This is a genomic window from Pseudomonas sp. p21 (assembly GCF_001642705.1).
GTDB lineage: Bacteria > Pseudomonadota > Gammaproteobacteria > Pseudomonadales > Pseudomonadaceae > Aquipseudomonas.
This window is the reverse complement of sequence record NZ_LWBV01000004.1, coordinates 64,840-80,626: the sequence shown is the minus strand read 5'-3', so window position 1 is coordinate 80,626 and position 15,787 is coordinate 64,840. Positions and strand designations below refer to the sequence as shown.

At 61.9% G+C, this 15,787-nt stretch carries 15 protein-coding genes; 6 read left to right on the top strand and 9 right to left on the bottom strand.

What is annotated here, in order from left to right; all coding sequences use genetic code 11:
• Positions 1-238 precede the first annotated feature (238 nt).
• The 3 genes from glpR to A4C63_RS13835 all read right to left on the bottom strand — a co-directional run bounded on the left by glpR (position 239) and on the right by A4C63_RS13835 (position 3,649).
• The gene (gene glpR, locus A4C63_RS13845) at positions 239-994 is read right to left on the bottom strand and encodes a DNA-binding transcriptional repressor GlpR (RefSeq protein WP_063913146.1); all 756 of its coding nucleotides are present in this window, start codon (positions 992-994) and stop codon (positions 239-241) included.
• A 252-nt stretch (positions 995-1,246) separates the two neighbouring features.
• Positions 1,247-2,746, bottom strand: coding sequence for a glycerol kinase GlpK (glpK, locus tag A4C63_RS13840; protein WP_063913145.1), 1,500 nt, complete (start codon positions 2,744-2,746; stop codon positions 1,247-1,249).
• A gap of 51 nt (positions 2,747-2,797) precedes the next feature.
• Complete coding sequence (locus A4C63_RS13835; RefSeq protein WP_063913144.1) at positions 2,798-3,649, bottom strand: MIP/aquaporin family protein; 852 nt, start codon at positions 3,647-3,649, stop codon at positions 2,798-2,800.
• Between the two features lie 303 nt (positions 3,650-3,952).
• Between A4C63_RS13835 and ybaK the strand changes: the two genes are divergently transcribed.
• A complete protein-coding gene (gene ybaK / locus A4C63_RS13830) occupies positions 3,953-4,423 on the top strand; it encodes a Cys-tRNA(Pro) deacylase (RefSeq protein WP_063913143.1) in 471 nt (156 codons plus the stop codon).
• 141 nt (positions 4,424-4,564) lie between these two features.
• Here ybaK and A4C63_RS13825 read toward each other — a convergent pair whose 3' ends face one another.
• A complete protein-coding gene (locus tag A4C63_RS13825; protein WP_063913142.1) occupies positions 4,565-5,674 on the bottom strand; it encodes an ABC transporter ATP-binding protein in 1,110 nt (369 codons plus the stop codon).
• Positions 5,671-6,591: an ornithine carbamoyltransferase gene (gene argF, locus A4C63_RS13820; protein WP_013973960.1), complete on the bottom strand. Its 921-nt coding sequence runs from the start codon at positions 6,589-6,591 to the stop codon at positions 5,671-5,673. Before argF ends, A4C63_RS13825 begins: the two co-directional genes overlap by 4 nt.
• Before the next feature lie 398 nt (positions 6,592-6,989).
• Between argF and A4C63_RS13815 the strand changes: the two genes are divergently transcribed.
• A complete protein-coding gene (locus tag A4C63_RS13815) occupies positions 6,990-9,098 on the top strand; it encodes a molybdopterin-dependent oxidoreductase (RefSeq protein WP_063913141.1) in 2,109 nt (702 codons plus the stop codon).
• Between the two features lie 91 nt (positions 9,099-9,189).
• Positions 9,190-9,525 carry a Grx4 family monothiol glutaredoxin gene (grxD, locus tag A4C63_RS13810; RefSeq protein WP_003254949.1) on the top strand — a complete coding sequence of 112 codons (336 nt, stop codon included), beginning with the start codon at positions 9,190-9,192 and terminating at the stop codon, positions 9,523-9,525.
• A gap of 57 nt (positions 9,526-9,582) precedes the next feature.
• Here the strand turns inward: grxD and bfr are convergent, their stop codons facing one another.
• Entirely contained in the window at positions 9,583-10,056 is a 474-nt protein-coding gene (bfr, locus tag A4C63_RS13805; protein WP_063913140.1) for a bacterioferritin, read from the bottom strand.
• 201 nt (positions 10,057-10,257) lie between these two features.
• Positions 10,258-10,476, bottom strand: a complete 219-nt coding sequence (locus A4C63_RS13800) for a bacterioferritin-associated ferredoxin (protein ID WP_003254947.1) — start codon at positions 10,474-10,476, stop codon at positions 10,258-10,260.
• Positions 10,477-10,700: 224 nt separating this feature from the next.
• Between A4C63_RS13800 and A4C63_RS13795 the strand changes: the two genes are divergently transcribed.
• On the top strand, positions 10,701-11,303 hold the full coding sequence (locus A4C63_RS13795) for a peroxiredoxin (RefSeq protein ID WP_003254945.1): 603 nt from the start codon (positions 10,701-10,703) through the stop codon (positions 11,301-11,303).
• A 98-nt stretch (positions 11,304-11,401) separates the two neighbouring features.
• Here the strand turns inward: A4C63_RS13795 and rnt are convergent, their stop codons facing one another.
• Both rnt and pyrC read right to left on the bottom strand, forming a co-directional pair.
• Complete coding sequence (gene rnt / locus A4C63_RS13790; protein WP_243434194.1) at positions 11,402-12,013, bottom strand: ribonuclease T; 612 nt, start codon at positions 12,011-12,013, stop codon at positions 11,402-11,404.
• Between the two features lie 59 nt (positions 12,014-12,072).
• Entirely contained in the window at positions 12,073-13,119 is a 1,047-nt protein-coding gene (pyrC, locus tag A4C63_RS13785; RefSeq protein WP_046614753.1) for a dihydroorotase, read from the bottom strand.
• 130 nt (positions 13,120-13,249) lie between these two features.
• On the opposite strand from pyrC, the gene A4C63_RS13780 reads away from it, so the two are divergent.
• Complete coding sequence (locus tag A4C63_RS13780) at positions 13,250-14,209, top strand: OmpA family protein (RefSeq protein WP_063913138.1); 960 nt, start codon at positions 13,250-13,252, stop codon at positions 14,207-14,209.
• Between the two features lie 324 nt (positions 14,210-14,533).
• Positions 14,534-15,751, top strand: a complete 1,218-nt coding sequence (locus A4C63_RS13775; protein WP_013973956.1) for an argininosuccinate synthase — start codon at positions 14,534-14,536, stop codon at positions 15,749-15,751.
• Positions 15,752-15,787 lie beyond the last annotated feature (36 nt).

Genomic DNA, 15,787 nt, shown 5'->3' with positions numbered 1-15,787 from the left:
GGCTGTTCACATCGAATATGAACATTGATGTTCGTTTTCGAAAATACTAGCGCAACAGAAAGCCGGTCGCCAGTCAGTCTTTATAGAAAAAACTGATCAGATGACAATGGAAGTGAACATTTACGAAAATTTTGGATGATCGGTTTGAAAGGTATAGCGCCTGTGAGATCGAGCGCGGCGCGGGCGGCGCTCGAATCTCACAGGCGCGACAAACCCTGCGGCATGCGCCTGTCAGCTCTCAAACCACCTCAAGCCGAACCTTGTACTGGTTCAGTAGCTGGGTGAGGGCGGCCGTCGGCGCCTGGTCGGTCACCAGGCAGTCGACCAGGCTGATCGAGCCCATGCGCACCATGGCATTGCGCCCGAATTTGCTGGAGTCGGCGGCAAGGATCACTTGCCTGGCATTGGCGATGATCGCTTGGGATACCCGCACTTCCTGATAGTCGAAATCGAGCAGGCTACCGTCTTCGTCGATGCCGCTGATGCCCACCAGGGCGAAGTCGACCTTGAACTGGTTGATGAAGTCGACACTGGCCTGGCCGACCACACCGCCATCACGACGCACCGTGCCTCCCGCCACCAGCACTTCGAAATCGTCCTTGGCGGCAAGGATTGCGGCCACGTGCAGGTTATTGGTGATGACCTTCAGGTGATTATGGTTGAGCAGCGCCCGGGCAATGGACTCGGTGGTCGTGCCAATGTTGATGAACACCGAAGCATGGTCGGGAATCTGCTGGGCTACGGCCTCGGCGATGCGTTGCTTTTCGTCGCGCATCTGGTCGGCACGCATGGCGTAGGCGGTGTTCTCGATGCTCGAGTCATAGGCCGCGCCACCGTGGTAACGGCGCAACAGGTTGAGCTCGGCCAGCTGGTTGATATCACGGCGGATAGTCTGTGGAGTGACGACGAACAGCTGCGCCATTTCTTCGATACTGACGTAACCGCGTTCGCGCACCAGTTCGAGGATTTGTTGTTGGCGAGGGGGCAGATTCATGGGCGGTCCTTTGGGGCTGCCGGACAAATGCTGCAATGATGCCGTAGGACGCGGACTACGACCAGTAGACTATCGGGGCGGCCGCGGGGACAAAGGCCCTGCATCGATTTTCTGGCCTGCGCCGGCGCTCCCACAGGACTGCAAATAACTCATTGAATTAGCAGGGACCCTGTGGGAGCGGCTTTAGCCGCGAACACCGGCGCAGCCGGTGCCATGCACCGCGTCGAGATCGCTTCGTCGTTCAGGCAGCGATCAGGCCTTGTGATCTTCCCAGTCACGGGTACGCTCGACCGCTTTTTTCCAGCCGGCATACAACTTCTCTTTCTGCGCTTCGTCCAGCTGTGGGCTGAACTCGCGCTCGATGATCGCTTTGTCGCGCAGCTCGTCCAGGCCGCTCCAGAAGCCACAGGCCAGGCCTGCCAGATAGGCCGCGCCCAGCGCTGTGGTTTCGCGCATCTTGGGCCGTTCCACGCAGGTGCCAAGGATGTCGGCCTGGAACTGCATGAGGAAGTTGTTGGCCACCGCACCGCCGTCCACACGCAGCTCGGACAGGCGCTGGCCGCAGTCCTGCTGCATGGCGTCGAGCACATCGCGGGTCTGGTAGGCGATCGACTCCAGTGCCGCGCGGATAATGTGGTCCACCTTCACGCCACGCGTCAGGCCGAACAGGGCGCCACGGGCATACGGGTCCCAGTACGGAGCACCCAGGCCGGTGAAGGCGGGCACCAGGTATACGCCGTTGCTGTCCTTGACCTTGCTGGCGAAGTACTCGGTATCCAGGGCGTCGTTGACGATCTTCAGTTCGTCACGCAGCCATTGCACGGTGGAACCACCGTTGAATACCGCGCCTTCCAGCGCATAGGCCACTTCGCCGCGTGGGCCGCAGGCGATGGTGGTGAGCAGGCCATGGGATGACTTCACCGCCTGATTGCCGGTGTTCATCAGCAGGAAGCAGCCGGTACCGTAGGTATTCTTGGCCTGCCCCGGCTCCACGCACATCTGGCCGAACAGCGCCGACTGCTGGTCGCCGGCGATACCGGCAATGGCGATGCCGCTCTTGGTGTGGCCGTAGACCTCGGAAGAAGGGCGTACCTCGGGCAGCATCTGCCGTGGGATGCCGAGGATTTCCAGGAGTTTTTCGTCCCACTGCAAGCTGTGGATGTTGAACATCAGCGTGCGCGAGGCGTTGGTGTAATCGGTGACATGCACCTTGCCGCCGGAGAACTTCCAGATCAGCCAGGTATCGATGGTGCCGAAAAGCAGCTCGCCGCGCTCGGCGCGTTCGCGCGCGCCCTCGACGTTGTCGAGGATCCATTTCAGCTTGGTGCCGGAGAAGTACGGGTCGGTGACCAGGCCGGTGGCTTCGCGAATGTAGTCTTCATGGCCGTCGCGCTTGAGCTGGGCGCAGATCTCGGTGCTGCGGCGGCACTGCCAGACGATGGCGTTGTACACCGGGCGACCGGTTTCCTTGTCCCACACCACGGTGGTTTCGCGCTGGTTGGTAATACCCAGTGCGGCGACCTGGGCGTGGCTGATACCCGCCTGGGCCAGGGCCTCGACCATGGTCGCGCTCTGCGTGGCGAAGATTTCCATCGGGTCGTGCTCGACCCAGCCCGCCTGCGGGTAGTGCTGGGCGAACTCACGCTGGGAGGTACCCACCACATTGGCGTCGCGGTCGAAAATGATGGCCCGCGAACTGGTGGTGCCCTGGTCCAGGGCGATGATGTAGTTCTTATCCTGGGTGTCTGTCATGGTCGTAGGCCTTGCGAAAATAGGGGTTCAGGGCTGGGCGTGATGCCGGCGTCAATTGACTTGAGTATCGCCCTGGCGATTGTCATTTGTCTCAGGGTTCACGGCGGCTGCCATTGGCAGGTTGCGGGCGATCAGGCCGCGATAGGTCGCGGCCCCCAGGCAGGCGCCAAGGATCGGTGCGAACACCGGAACCAGGAAATAAGGCATGTCCCGACCGCCAGTGAAGGCGATTTCGCCCCAACCGGCCAGGAAGGTCATGAGTTTTGGCCCGAAATCGCGGGCCGGGTTCATGGCAAAACCGGTCAACGGGCCCATTGCGCTGCCGATCACGGCGATCAACAGGCCGATCAGCAGCGGGGCCATGGCGCCGCGCGGCAGGCCGTTGTTGTCGTCGGTCAGGGCCATGATCACGGCCATCAGGATGGCGGTGATGACCACTTCGACCAGGAACGCCTGGCCGGTGGACAGCGACGGGTGCGGATAGGTAGAGAACACCGAGGCCAGCTCCAGGCTGGCTTCGCTACCGCGCAACATGGCGTGGGCCTGTTCGAAATCGAAGAACAGGTTGCTGTACAAGGTGTAGACCAACGCTGCGCCACAGAACGCGCCGCATACCTGGGCCAGCATGTAGAAGGGCAGCTTGCGCTTGTCGAAACCGGCGAACAGGGTGAGGGCGATGCTCACCGCCGGGTTCAGGTGCGCGCCGGAAATGCCGGCGGTGAGGTAGATCGCCATGCTGACGCCCACGCCCCAGATGATACTGATTTCCCACAGGCCGAAGCTGGCGCCCGCGACCTTGAGCGCGGCGACGCAGCCGGTACCGAAGAAGATGAGCAGTGCAGTACCGAGGAACTCGGCCAGGCATTGGCTGGACAGCGTGGGTTGGCGTAGAGCAGTCGTCATGTATGACCTCGTTTTTTTTGTTGTGAGGCGCGTGGCGCTCGACAGCAAAGCCCGGAGTCTATCCCCATTGACCCCAGGCAGATGTAGGAAATGCACCCTAAAAGTGCACCATTTATTCAGAAACGAAAAAATATAGACAAGAAACGCTGATGTCAAAGGTCGAAAGTGAACGGTCGGTCACGATCTGTCTGCTGATATTCGGTGCGGATCCGCGTACTAGAGGGGTGCGGTTGCGGTGCGCTGGCTGCGATGTGGGAATTATCCTAAAGTAGCCACCGAGCCGTCCCCGACCGGAGCCCCTGCATGACCCCCGCCCTAGACCTGTTGAAGAAGCACCGCGCCGAGCATCGTGTGCACAGTTACGAGCATGACCCCAAGTCGGCGTCATATGGTCTTGAGGCTGCGGAAAAGCTCGGTCTCGACCCGCAGCAGGTGTTCAAGACCTTGCTGGCGAGCAGCGAGAAGGGAGAGTTGCTGGTGGCGGTGGTGCCTGTGGTGGGCACGCTGGACCTCAAGGCCCTGGCCCATGCTGCCGGGGTGAAAAAGTGCGAGATGGCCGACCCGGCGGCGGCGCAGCGGGCCACGGGGTACCTGGTGGGAGGGATCAGCCCGTTGGGACAGAAGAAGCGCCTGCGCACCTTTATCGATGACTCGGCACAGAGCTTTGCAACCATCCATGTCAGCGCCGGGCGGCGTGGGCTGGAGGTGGAGTTGGCGGCAGCGGTATTGGCCGAGCATACCCAGGGCAAGTTTGCCGGGATCGGGCGGGGCTGAGAATTTTCGGGGCTGCTTTGCAGCCCTTTCGCGACACAAGGCCGCTCCCACAGGTACAACGCCGCCCGTGAGTGTTGCGCTGTACCTGTGGGAGCGGCCTTGTGTCGCGAAAGGGCCGCAAAGCGGCCCCAGGATTTTGAATCAGGTTGCCGAACTGTATCGACGCACGCCGTTTTCCTGCCGCGGCAACTGCGCCGCCACGCTACCCGGTACCGGGAACAGCACCAGGTGATCGGCCTTTACCGCAATCCCCACATCCTCACCGACCTGATGGTCGTCATGGCTAGGGAAAATCGCCTCCAGCTGGCTGCCGGTCGGCAACTGCAGGCGGTACAAGGTCGATGCACCAAGGAAGCTCTTGCCGACGATGTTCGCCTGCAGCGCGCTGCCCGGTGCGTGGACGATATCGTCAGGGCGCAGCAGCACATCCACCGAGCTGCCCGGCGCCATGATGTAGGCACGGTTGCCGCGCAGTTCACCCAGCTCGGTATTGACTGCCTCGTGGCTGCTCATCTGCCCACGGATGAAATACCCCTGGCCAATGAAGCTGGCCACGAACGGCGTCTGCGGCTCGTGGTAAAGGTTGTAGGGCGTGTCCCACTGTTCCAGGCGGCCTTCCTTGAACACGCCGACCTGGTCGCTGACGGCAAAGGCTTCTTCCTGGTCATGGGTCACCAGGATGGCGCTGGTGCCACGGCTCTTGAGGATGTCGCGCACTTCATGGCTCAGGCGCCGGCGCAGCTCCACGTCGAGGTTGGAGAATGGCTCGTCGAGCAGCAGCAGTTGCGGCTCCGGTGCCAGCGCACGGGCCAGGGCGACCCGTTGCTGTTGGCCGCCGGACAGTTCGTGCGGGTAGCGCCCGCCCAGGCCACCCAGCTTGACCAGCTCGAGCATCTCTTCGATGACCTCGGCCTGGCGCGGGTGCTTGGTGATGCCGAATGCAACGTTCTGCGCCACGGTCAGGTGCGGGAACAGCGCGTAGTCCTGGAACACCATGCCGATACGGCGTTTTTCCGGGGCCAGGGTGAAGCCGGCGCGGGAAATGACCTCGCCCGCCAGCTGGATCTCGCCGTCGTGCACCGGCTCGAAACCGGCGATGGCACGCAGGGTGGTGGTCTTGCCGCAACCGGATGAGCCCAGCAGGCAACCGATGTCGCCTGCGTTCAGGTGCAGATTGAGGTTCTGGACGATGCGCTGGTCGCCATAGCCGCAGGCGAGGTTGCGCAGGTTGAGCAGTAGGGGTTGACTCATGCGTGGTGGTAAGCCGGTTCTACAAGGAATTCGAGAAGGGCCTTCTGTGCATGCAGGCGGTTTTCAGCCTGGTCCCAGGCGACCGAACGTGGGTCGTCGAGCAGGTCATGGCTGATTTCCTCACCACGGTGGGCTGGCAGGCAGTGCATGAACAGGGCGTCGGGTGCCGCCAGGTCGAGCAGTTCGCGGGTGACCTGGTAAGGCGCGAAATGCGCCAGGCGCCGTGCAGTTTCCTCCTCCTGGCCCATGGAAGTCCAGACATCCGTGGTCACCAGGTGGGCACCGCGCACGGCTTCCTTCGGGTCGCGCACGATCTGCACGTGGTCACCGCCAATGGCCATGAAGCGTGGGTCCGGCTCGTAGCCTTCGGGGCAGGCGATGCGCAGCTGGAAGTCGAACTGCCTGGCCGCCTCGATGTACGAGTTGCACATGTTGAAGCCGTCGCCGATCCAGGCCACGGTCTTGCCCTGGATCGAGCCGCGGTGTTCGAGGAAGGTCTGCATGTCGGCCAGCAGCTGGCACGGGTGCGACTCGTCGGACAGGGCGTTGATCACCGGCACACGCGAGTTGGCGGCGAATTCGGTCAGGGTGCTGTGGGCGTGGGTACGGATCATCACCACGTCGAGCATGCTCGACAGCACGATGGCGCTGTCGCCGATCGGCTCGCCACGGCCCAGCTGGGTGTCGCGCGGGGACAGGAAGATGGCCTGGCCGCCGAGCTGGATCATGCCGGCCTCGAACGACACTCGGGTACGGGTCGAGGACTTCTCGAAGATCATGCCCAGCACGCGGTTCTTCAGGGGCTCGAACAGCACGCCTCGCTTGCGCAGGTCCTTCAGCTCGATGCCGCGGCGGATCACACCGAGCAATTCGTCGGTGGTGAAGTCCAGCAGGGAGAGAAAGTGCCTAGCGCTCATGATTGACTACCTTATCTGCAACGGTATGCAGGTCGACCGTATGGTTTTTTTTGACAACGGGAGTGACCTGCGGCGTAAGCCGCACGGGGGCGGACGAAATAGGGAAAGGCGCAATACTATAAGTAAATGTCGCCTGAAGCCAAGAGGGGAAACAGCTGCCCAATACCAAAGGGTGTTGCAAAGGGTGTCTTTACCCGACGGGCTGTGCTGTTTTTTATTTGCTACAGAGGGTTGTACACGGCTTGCTGGCAATTTGGCAAATGGCTGTCGCAAATCGTGTGCCTGATGTCGGTGGATTCACGCCGCGAAGCGCGCTGGCCGGTGGTGGGGGCTGGGTGCATAGTCGATGTTCGACAACTCTTCACAACAATCTCTACGACAACAAGGCAGAGGCGGCCATGACCAAGACCCTGCATCACCGTGCCTGTCACCTGTGCGAAGCGATCTGTGGGCTGAATATCGAAGTCAGCCATGACGACGATGGGCGGGCGCTGATCAGTTCGATCAAGGGCGACCCCCAGGACCCGTTCAGCCGTGGTCATGTCTGCCCAAAGGCCGTGGCCCTGCAGGACATCCAGAACGACCCCGACCGCCTGCGCCAGCCGCACAAGCGGGTGGGCGAGCACTGGCACGCCATCGGCTGGGATGAGGCCTTTGCCCTGGCCGCCGACAGGCTGTGGGCGATTCAGCAGGCCCATGGGCGCAATGCCGTGGCGGTGTACCAAGGCAACCCGAGCGTGCACAACTACGGTTTGATGACCCACAGCAACTACTTCCTGGGCCTGCTGAAAACCCGCAACCGTTTTTCTGCCACCTCGGTGGACCAGTTGCCGCAGCACCTGGTCAGCCACTTGATGTACGGCCATGGCCTGCTGCTGCCGATCCCGGACATCGACCAGACCGGTTTCATGCTGATCCTTGGCGGCAACCCACTGGCCTCCAATGGCAGCATCATGACCGTGCCGGACGTGGAAAAGCGCCTGAAAGCCCTGCGCGCCCGGGGCGGGCGCCTGGTGGTGGTGGACCCGCGGCGCAGCGAAACGGCGGCCATGGCCGACAGTCACCTGTTCATCCGCCCTGGAGGGGATGCGGCCTTGTTGTGTGGCTTGCTCAACACCCTGTTCGCTGAAGGCCTGGCGCGCGGCTCGCACTTGCCGGTCACCGGCCTGCAGCAGGTACGCGAAGCGATCGCGCCATTCAGCGCAGAGGCCATGAGCCCGCATTGTGGCATTGCTGCGGCAGACATTCGCCAGCTGGCACGGGACTTCGCCGCGGCCGACAAGGCTGTGTGCTATGGCCGCATGGGGGTTTCGACCCAGGCCTTCGGCACCCTTTGCCATTGGCTGGTGCAACTGATCAACCTGGTGACCGGCAACCTTGACCGTGAAGGCGGCGCGTTGTGCACCGAGCCTGCAGTTGACCTGGTGGCGACCACCTCGGGTGGCCATTTCAACGCCTGGCAGAGCCGTGTGTCGGGGTTACCCGAGTACGGCGGCGAACTGCCCGTGGCGGCTTTGGCCGAGGAAGTGCTGACGCCCGGCGAAGGGCAGGTGCGTGCCCTGGTGACGGTGGCCGGCAATCCCGTGCTGTCCACGCCCAACGGCCGCCAGCTGGATATGGCGCTGGAGGGGTTGGAATTCATGCTCAGCATCGACCTGTACATCAACGAAACCACCCGCCATGCCGACCTGATCCTGCCTTCTACCTCGGCGCTGGAGAACGACCATTACGACAGCACGTTCAACCTGCTGGCCGTGCGCAACGTGACGCGTTTCAACCGGGCGATCCTGGCCAAGCCCGAAGGGGCACTGCATGACTGGGAGATTTTCGTTGGGCTGGCACAAGCGTTTGCCAGGCGCGCCGGGCTGGAGTTGAAACCGACCTGGGCGCCAGCGCAGATGATCGACCTGGCCCTGCGCAAGGGGCGCTATGGTGAAGCGACGCCCTGGCAGTTGTCGCTGGCAGTGCTGGACGAGCACCCGCATGGCCTTGACCTGGGGCCACTGCGCGCCAACCTCGCTGCACGGCTGACGACTGCCAGCAAGGCTGTCGAAGCGGCGCCGCAGGTGTTGCTGGACGACCTGCGCAGGCTGGCGCAACAAGCCCCCCCGACGCCGGGAGAACTGCTGCTGATTGGCCGCCGCCATGTCCGCAGCAACAACTCGTGGATGCATAATTTCCATCGTCTGGTGAAAGGCAAATCGCGACATCAGTTGTTGATGCACCCGCAAGACCTGCAGCAGCGGCAGTTGCAGGACGGCCAGCGGGTTCGTATCCGCTCGCGTACCGGGGACCTTGAAGTCGAGGTACAGGCCTGCGAGGACATGATGCCGGGTGTGGTCAGCCTGCCCCATGGCTTCGGTCATTCTCGCCAGGGCGTGCGTATGCAGATTGCCCAGGCGCAACCTGGCGTGAGCGCCAACGACCTCACCGATGAGCGCCTGCGTGACCAGGTTTCCGGCAATGCCGCCCTCAATGGCGTACCCGTGCAGGTAGAGGCCGCGTAAGGAACGGTAAGGCCGAGCATGCTGCTCGGCTTTCCGTTACAATGCGTCACCGTGCCGACGACCGCGTCGGAAAGTTCAGCCGAGGTGCTACATGGATATCATCGAAACGATCAAAGAGCAGATTGCCAACAACACCATTCTGCTTTACATGAAAGGCTCGCCGAATGCCCCGCAGTGTGGCTTCTCTGCGCGTGCATCGCAGGCCGTGATGGGTTGTGGCGAGAAGTTCGCCTACGTCGACATCCTGCAGAACCCGGAAATCCGCGCGAACCTGCCAAAATACGCCAACTGGCCGACCTTCCCGCAGCTGTGGGTAGCCGGTGAACTGGTCGGCGGCAGCGACATCATGCTGGAAATGTTCGAGAAGGGTGAGCTGCAAACCCTGATCAAGGAAGCGGCTGCCAAGGCCAAGGCTTCCGAGGCCTGATTTTCCGGCAAGCATGAAAAAACCCGCTGATCGCGGGTTTTTTCATGGGGCGAATATTTATTCTTCGCCCATCTGCGACTGCAGGTAGTTCTCGATACCGATCTTGTCGATCAGCCCCAGCTGGGTTTCCAGCCAGTCGATGTGTTCTTCTTCGGACTCGAGGATATCTTCGAGCATGTCACGCGAGCCGAAGTCGCCAGCGGTTTCGCAATGAGCGATGGCTGCTTTCAGGTCGGCCAGGCCTTTCTGTTCGATCTTCAGGTCGCATTCGAGCATCTCTTTGGTGTGCTCGCCAATCAGCAGCTTGCCCAGGTCCTGGACGTTGGGGATGCCTTCGAGGAAGAGAATACGCTTGATCAGTTTGTCAGCGTGCTTCATCTCGTCGATGGATTCCTTGTACTCGTGCTTGCCGAGTTTGTTCAGGCCCCAATCTTCGTACATGCGTGCGTGCAGGAAGTACTGGTTGATCGCGACCAGCTCGTTTCCGAGGATCTTGTTGAGATGCTGGATGACGCTTACGTCGCCTTTCATGTCGGGTTCCTGCCCTGTAGAAATGTGCCAATACAGGGAAGTTTGAGCCCGATACATAGGTGTGTCAAACCTAAGTTCTTGAATAATAAGTGAAAATTAATGGAAATAAGAATGTTTGTGAACCGCGTTGGAGCGCTAACTTATTGAATTTCGGGCATAAAAAAACCGGACGCTGAGTCCGGTTCTTTGAATTCTGGGTTTTCAGGCCGCGGTAAATTCCACAGGGTAGGGCAGGGCTGCCTGGCTGACCTGAAGCTCGGTCAGGGTCTCGCGGACCACCTGCTTGGCCACGCAGGCACATTTACCACACTGGCTGGCGACATTGGTCGCGGCTCGCACTTCCTTGTAGCTGCAGCATCCTTCATAGATCGCATCGCGGATCTGTCCGTCGGTAACGCCGACACAAAGACACACATACATAAAGGCTGACCATCGTTGGTGGGCTCGATGGGGTGGAGCTTAATGTTAATGAGAATGCTTGTCAAAGGAGTTTCTGGAAGGGCCGTGCTTGAGCGACCGGCGGTTGCTTTGTCGTTGGAGTCGGCCTGTCATCAGAAGCCGTGTATGATGGTCGGCCTTTGTTGGATGTCGGGCAAGCCCGTCTGGCCCGGCAAACGGTTTTTCACCCTCATCAGGAGATTACAATGAGCGTACTCGTTGGTAAGAAAGCCCCCGATTTCACCGTTCCGGCCGTGCTGGGCAATGGCGAGATCGTCGACAGCTTCAACCTGGCTTCGGCCATCAAGGGCAAGTACGGCCTGGTGTTCTTCTACCCGCTGGACTTCACCTTCGTCTGCCCGTCTGAGCTGATCGCCCTGGACAACCGCATCCCTGACTTCCAGGCGCGCAACGTGGAAGTGATCGGCGTGTCGATCGACTCGCACTTCACCCACAACGCCTGGCGTAACACCCCGGTCAACAACGGCGGTATCGGCCAGGTCAAGTACACCCTGGCTGCCGACATGACCCACGAAATCTGCAAGGCCTACGACGTCGAGTCCGAAGGCGGCGTGGCCTTCCGTGGCGCCTTCCTGATCGACACCAACGGTGTTGTCCGTTCGCAGATCGTCAACGACCTGCCACTGGGCCGCAACATGGACGAGCTGCTGCGCCTGGTCGACGCCCTGCAGTTCCACGAAGAGCACGGTGAAGTCTGCCCTGCCAACTGGAAAAAAGGCGACAAAGGCATGAACGCTTCGCCAGAAGGTGTTGCTGCCTACCTGAGCGAGAACGCTGGCAAGCTGTAATTGCCGCGTGCATGAAAAAACCGGCCCTGGTGGCCGGTTTTTTTTTTGCCGTTCTGTGCCGGCCTCTTCGCGGGCTTGCCCGCGAATGCTTTTGCAGATCAATCGTTGAAATCGCGCCAGCCGCCCATCTCTTTCCAGCGGTTGACGATGCCGCAGAACAGCTCGGCCGTCTTCTCGGTGTCGTAACGCGCCGAGTGCGCCTCACGCCCGTCGAAGTCGATGTCGGCGCTCTGGCAGGCCCGCGCCAGCACGGTCTGGCCATAGGCCAGGCCCGCCAGGGTGGCGGTGTCGAAGCTGGAGAACGGGTGGAACGGGTTGCGCTTCAGATCGTTGCGCGTCACCGCCGCATTGAGGAAACCCAGGTCGAAGCTGCTGTTGTGCCCGACCAGGATTGCCCGCTTGCAGCCATTGGCCTTGAGCGCCTTGCGTACGCCACGGAAGATGTCGGTCAGCGCGCTTTCCTCGCTTACCGCCATGCGCAGTGGATGGTCCAGCTTGATCCCGGTGAACTCCAGCGCGGCCGGCTCGATGTTGGCGCCTTCGAACGGCTCCACCCGGTGGAAGTAGGTGTGCTCGGGGAACAGGAAGCCCTTTTCGTCCATGCCGATGGTGACGGCGGCAATTTCCAGCAGGGCATCGGTGGCGCTGTTGAAGCCACCGGTCTCCACGTCCACCACCACCGGCAGGTAGCCGCGGAAGCGCTCGGCCATCGGGTGGCGCGAGCCGCTGCTGCCCTGGGTGTCCAGGTCGTCTTCGTAGAGGTCTTCGCTCACGCGTTTTCCTCCAGCAGGCGCCAGCGCAGTTTTTCGCCGGCGCGCAGCGGGACCACGGTCTGCTCGCCAAACGGCAGGCTGTCCGGGGCGGTCCATTCTTCGCGGACCAGGGTAATGGTGTCGGTGTTCGCTGGCAGGCCATAGAAGGCCGGGCCGTGCAGGCTGGCGAAGCCTTCCAGCTTGTCCAGCGCGTTGCGCTGCTCGAATGCTTCGGCGTACATCTCGATGGCCGCGTAGGCGGTGTAGCAACCGGCGCAACCGCAGGCAGCTTCCTTGGCATGACGGGCGTGGGGAGCCGAGTCGGTACCCAGGAAGAACTTCGGGTTGCCGCTGGTGGCGGCGTCCAGCAGTGCCACCTGGTGGGTATTGCGCTTGAGGATCGGCAGGCAGTAGAAGTGCGGGCGAATGCCGCCAACCAGCATGTGGTTGCGGTTGTACAGCAGGTGCTGGGCAGTGATGGTCGCGCCAACGTTGGCCGGGGCCTCGGTGACGAACTGCGCGGCATCGCTGGTGGTGATGTGCTCGAACACCACTTTCAGCGTCGGGAAGCGCTCGACCACACGGCGCATGTGCTCGTCGATGAAGCGCTTCTCGCGGTCGAAGACGTCGATTTCGCTGCGGGTCACTTCGCCATGCACCAGTAGCGGCATGCCAACTTCTGCCAGCGCTTCGATGGCCGGGAAGATGTTGTCGATGCTGGTCACGCCCGAGTCGGAATTGGTGGTGGCTCCGGCCGGGTATAGCTTGGCGGCGTACACGAAGCCGCTGGCCTTGGCCGCGCGGATGTCCTCGGGGCTGGTGCGGTCGGTGAGGTAAAGCACCATCAGCGGTTCGAAGCGGCTGCCGGCCGGGCGGGCTGCCAGGATACGCTCACGGTAGGCGCCAGCCTCGGCGGCATTGCGCACCGGCGGAACCAGGTTGGGCATGATGATGGCACGGGCGAAAGTACGCGCCACGTCGCCAACGGTGTGGGGCAGGACGGCACCATCGCGCAGATGGATGTGCCAGTCGTCGGGACGCAGGAGGGTCAGGCGATCGGACATTGGGGATTCCAGGCGGGTCGAACTCAAGCCCCAATGCTACCGGAAAACCCTGGGTGGAGCACGGCTATCAAGTTTTCCGGCAGGCGCCCGATAGCCTGCAGGTAAGCCGTCAGAATTTGTGGAGCCGCCCGTGCGCCAGCGTTACCTAGCCCTGTTGACCCTGTTCGCCAGCCTGCCGGCCGGCGCACTGACTTTCCAGACGCGCATGGAGAACATTGCCTGGAAGGTCGAGGGGGACCAGTTCGAATGCCGGCTGATCCAGCCGATCGACGGTTTTGGCAGTGGTGAGTTCGTACGCCGCGCGGGCGAGCAGCCGGTGTTCCAGCTGCGCTCGGACAGCAACGTACTGGGAGCGGGAACGGCCACTTTGCTGGCAGCCGCTGCGCCGTGGCAACCCGGGCGCAGCGACATCAACCTGGGCAGCGTGCGCATGGCCCGCACCGGGGTGTTGTTCAGTTCGTCCCAGGGCCAGGCCAGCCGCCTGATCAACGGCCTGCTCGACGGGCGCAGCACGGTGGTGCGCAATTACGCCGGCGAGGCGGGCAGGCCGATGGAAGTGCGTGTGCTGCCGGTCAGTTTCGCCAAGGCCTACAGCGACTACCAGGCCTGTGCCGGCAAGCTGCTGCCGATGAACTACGACCAGGTGCGCCAGACCCAGGTGGGCTTCCCCGGGGGAGGTATCGAGCTGGATGGCGCGGCCAAGGCGCGGCTGGATGTGATCCTCGACTACATGAAAGCCGACCCGACGGTGAACCATGTCGAGCTCAACGGCCACTCCGACAACAGCGGCAACCGCCTGACCAATCGCGACACGTCGCGCCGCCGGGCACTGGCCGTGGCCGACTACCTCAAGGCCCAGGGCGTCCCGGAAGAGCAGATTACCGTGCGTTTTCATGGTGAGCGTTATCCGTTGGCGAAGAACAACAGTGCTGCCAACCGGGCACGTAATCGTCGGGTGAATATTGAACTGGATCGGGTGGCGGTGGTTGAGAAACCGGTGGAGAAGCCGGTTGAGCAGGCAGCGCCTGCTGCTCCGACGCCAGCGCCAGCCAGCCCGGCTGCTGCCGCGCCGGGGGCGAAGGCGCCCTGAGTCGGGTTGACCGCCTGGTGCATGGCAGGTGATTGCATCAGGGCCTACAGGTGTCCGCCACAACATTTTCGGCGCCTGTGAGACCGAGCGCCGCCCGCGCGGCGCTCGATCTCATAGGCGCTGAAGGCATTAAGGCATACACCTTGGGGCCCTGATACCATCTTGAGGCATGCACTCTGTTGCCTGGATATACCCCAAAAATCCCCCCGTCGCCCTTCCGAAAGTTCCTGTCGCTTTGTCGTCAGAAGCTGTCGCCCCACTGTAAATTTATCCGCAACGTCGTTAGAATCGATCCCTTTCCGTACAACCCCGTGGAGTGATGGCATGGCGGACGTAAAAAAGGTCGTACTGGCGTATTCCGGCGGCCTTGATACTTCGGTGATTCTCAAGTGGCTGCAGGATACCTACAACTGCGAAGTGGTGACCTTCACCGCTGACCTGGGTCAGGGCGAAGAGGTCGAGCCGGCCCGTGCCAAGGCCCAGGCAATGGGCGTTAAAGAGATCTACATCGACGACCTGCGCGAAGAATTCGTACGTGATTTCGTGTTCCCGATGTTCCGCGCCAACACCGTCTACGAGGGCGAGTACCTGCTGGGTACCTCCATCGCCCGTCCGCTGATCGCCAAGCGCCTGATCGAAATCGCCAATGAAACCGGCGCTGACGCCATTTCCCATGGCGCCACTGGCAAAGGTAACGACCAGGTGCGTTTCGAACTGGGGGCATACGCCCTGAAACCAGGCGTCAAGGTCATCGCCCCATGGCGTGAGTGGGACCTGCTGTCCCGCGAGAAACTGATGGACTACGCCGAGAAGCACGGCATCCCGATCGAGCGCCACGGCAAGAAGAAGTCGCCGTACTCGATGGACGCCAACCTGCTGCATATCTCCTACGAAGGCGGTGTCCTGGAAGATACCTGGACCGAGCACGAAGAAGACATGTGGCGCTGGAGCGTCTCGCCCGAGAACGCCCCGGACCAGGCCACCTACATCGAGCTGACCTACCGCAACGGTGACATCGTTGCCATCGACGGCGTCGAGAAGACCCCGGCCACCGTCCTGGCCGACCTGAACCGTATCGGTGGTGCCAACGGTATCGGCCGTCTGGACATCGTCGAGAACCGTTATGTCGGCATGAAGTCGCGTGGCTGCTACGAGACCCCTGGTGGCACCATCATGCTCAAGGCCCACCGTGCCATCGAGTCGATCACCCTGGACCGCGAAGTCGCTCACCTGAAGGATGAGCTGATGCCGAAGTACGCCAGCCTGATCTACACCGGTTACTGGTGGAGCCCGGAGCGTCTGATGCTGCAGCAGATGATCGACGCTTCGCAGGTCAACGTGAACGGCGTGGTACGCCTGAAACTGTACAAGGGCAACGTCACCGTGGTTGGCCGCAAGTCGGACGATTCGCTGTTCGATGCCAACATCGCCACCTTCGAGGAAGATGGCGGCGCCTACAACCAGGCGGATGCTGCCGGCTTCATCAAGCTCAACGCCCTGCGTATGCGCATTGCTGCCAACAAGGGCCGCTCGCTGCTCTGATCGCTGGCATGTGCAGTAAAAACCCCGGCCCAGACC

Excerpts from the sequence above, each read along its gene's own strand:
- glpR (WP_063913146.1), bottom strand. The coding sequence starts at position 994 with ATGAATCTGCCCCCTCGCCAACAACAAATCCTCGAACTGGTGCGCGAA.
- glpK (WP_063913145.1), bottom strand. The coding sequence starts at position 2,746 with ATGACAGACACCCAGGATAAGAACTACATCATCGCCCTGGACCAGGGC.
- A4C63_RS13835 (WP_063913144.1), bottom strand. The coding sequence starts at position 3,649 with ATGACGACTGCTCTACGCCAACCCACGCTGTCCAGCCAATGCCTGGCC.
- ybaK (WP_063913143.1), top strand. The coding sequence starts at position 3,953 with ATGACCCCCGCCCTAGACCTGTTGAAGAAGCACCGCGCCGAGCATCGT.
- A4C63_RS13825 (WP_063913142.1), bottom strand. The coding sequence starts at position 5,674 with ATGAGTCAACCCCTACTGCTCAACCTGCGCAACCTCGCCTGCGGCTAT.
- argF (WP_013973960.1), bottom strand. The coding sequence starts at position 6,591 with ATGAGCGCTAGGCACTTTCTCTCCCTGCTGGACTTCACCACCGACGAA.
- A4C63_RS13815 (WP_063913141.1), top strand. The coding sequence starts at position 6,990 with ATGACCAAGACCCTGCATCACCGTGCCTGTCACCTGTGCGAAGCGATC.
- grxD (WP_003254949.1), top strand. The coding sequence starts at position 9,190 with ATGGATATCATCGAAACGATCAAAGAGCAGATTGCCAACAACACCATT.
- bfr (WP_063913140.1), bottom strand. The coding sequence starts at position 10,056 with ATGAAAGGCGACGTAAGCGTCATCCAGCATCTCAACAAGATCCTCGGA.
- A4C63_RS13800 (WP_003254947.1), bottom strand. The coding sequence starts at position 10,476 with ATGTATGTGTGTCTTTGTGTCGGCGTTACCGACGGACAGATCCGCGAT.
- A4C63_RS13795 (WP_003254945.1), top strand. The coding sequence starts at position 10,701 with ATGAGCGTACTCGTTGGTAAGAAAGCCCCCGATTTCACCGTTCCGGCC.
- rnt (WP_243434194.1), bottom strand. The coding sequence starts at position 12,013 with ATGGCCGAGCGCTTCCGCGGCTACCTGCCGGTGGTGGTGGACGTGGAG.
- pyrC (WP_046614753.1), bottom strand. The coding sequence starts at position 13,119 with ATGTCCGATCGCCTGACCCTCCTGCGTCCCGACGACTGGCACATCCAT.
- A4C63_RS13775 (WP_013973956.1), top strand. The coding sequence starts at position 14,534 with ATGGCGGACGTAAAAAAGGTCGTACTGGCGTATTCCGGCGGCCTTGAT.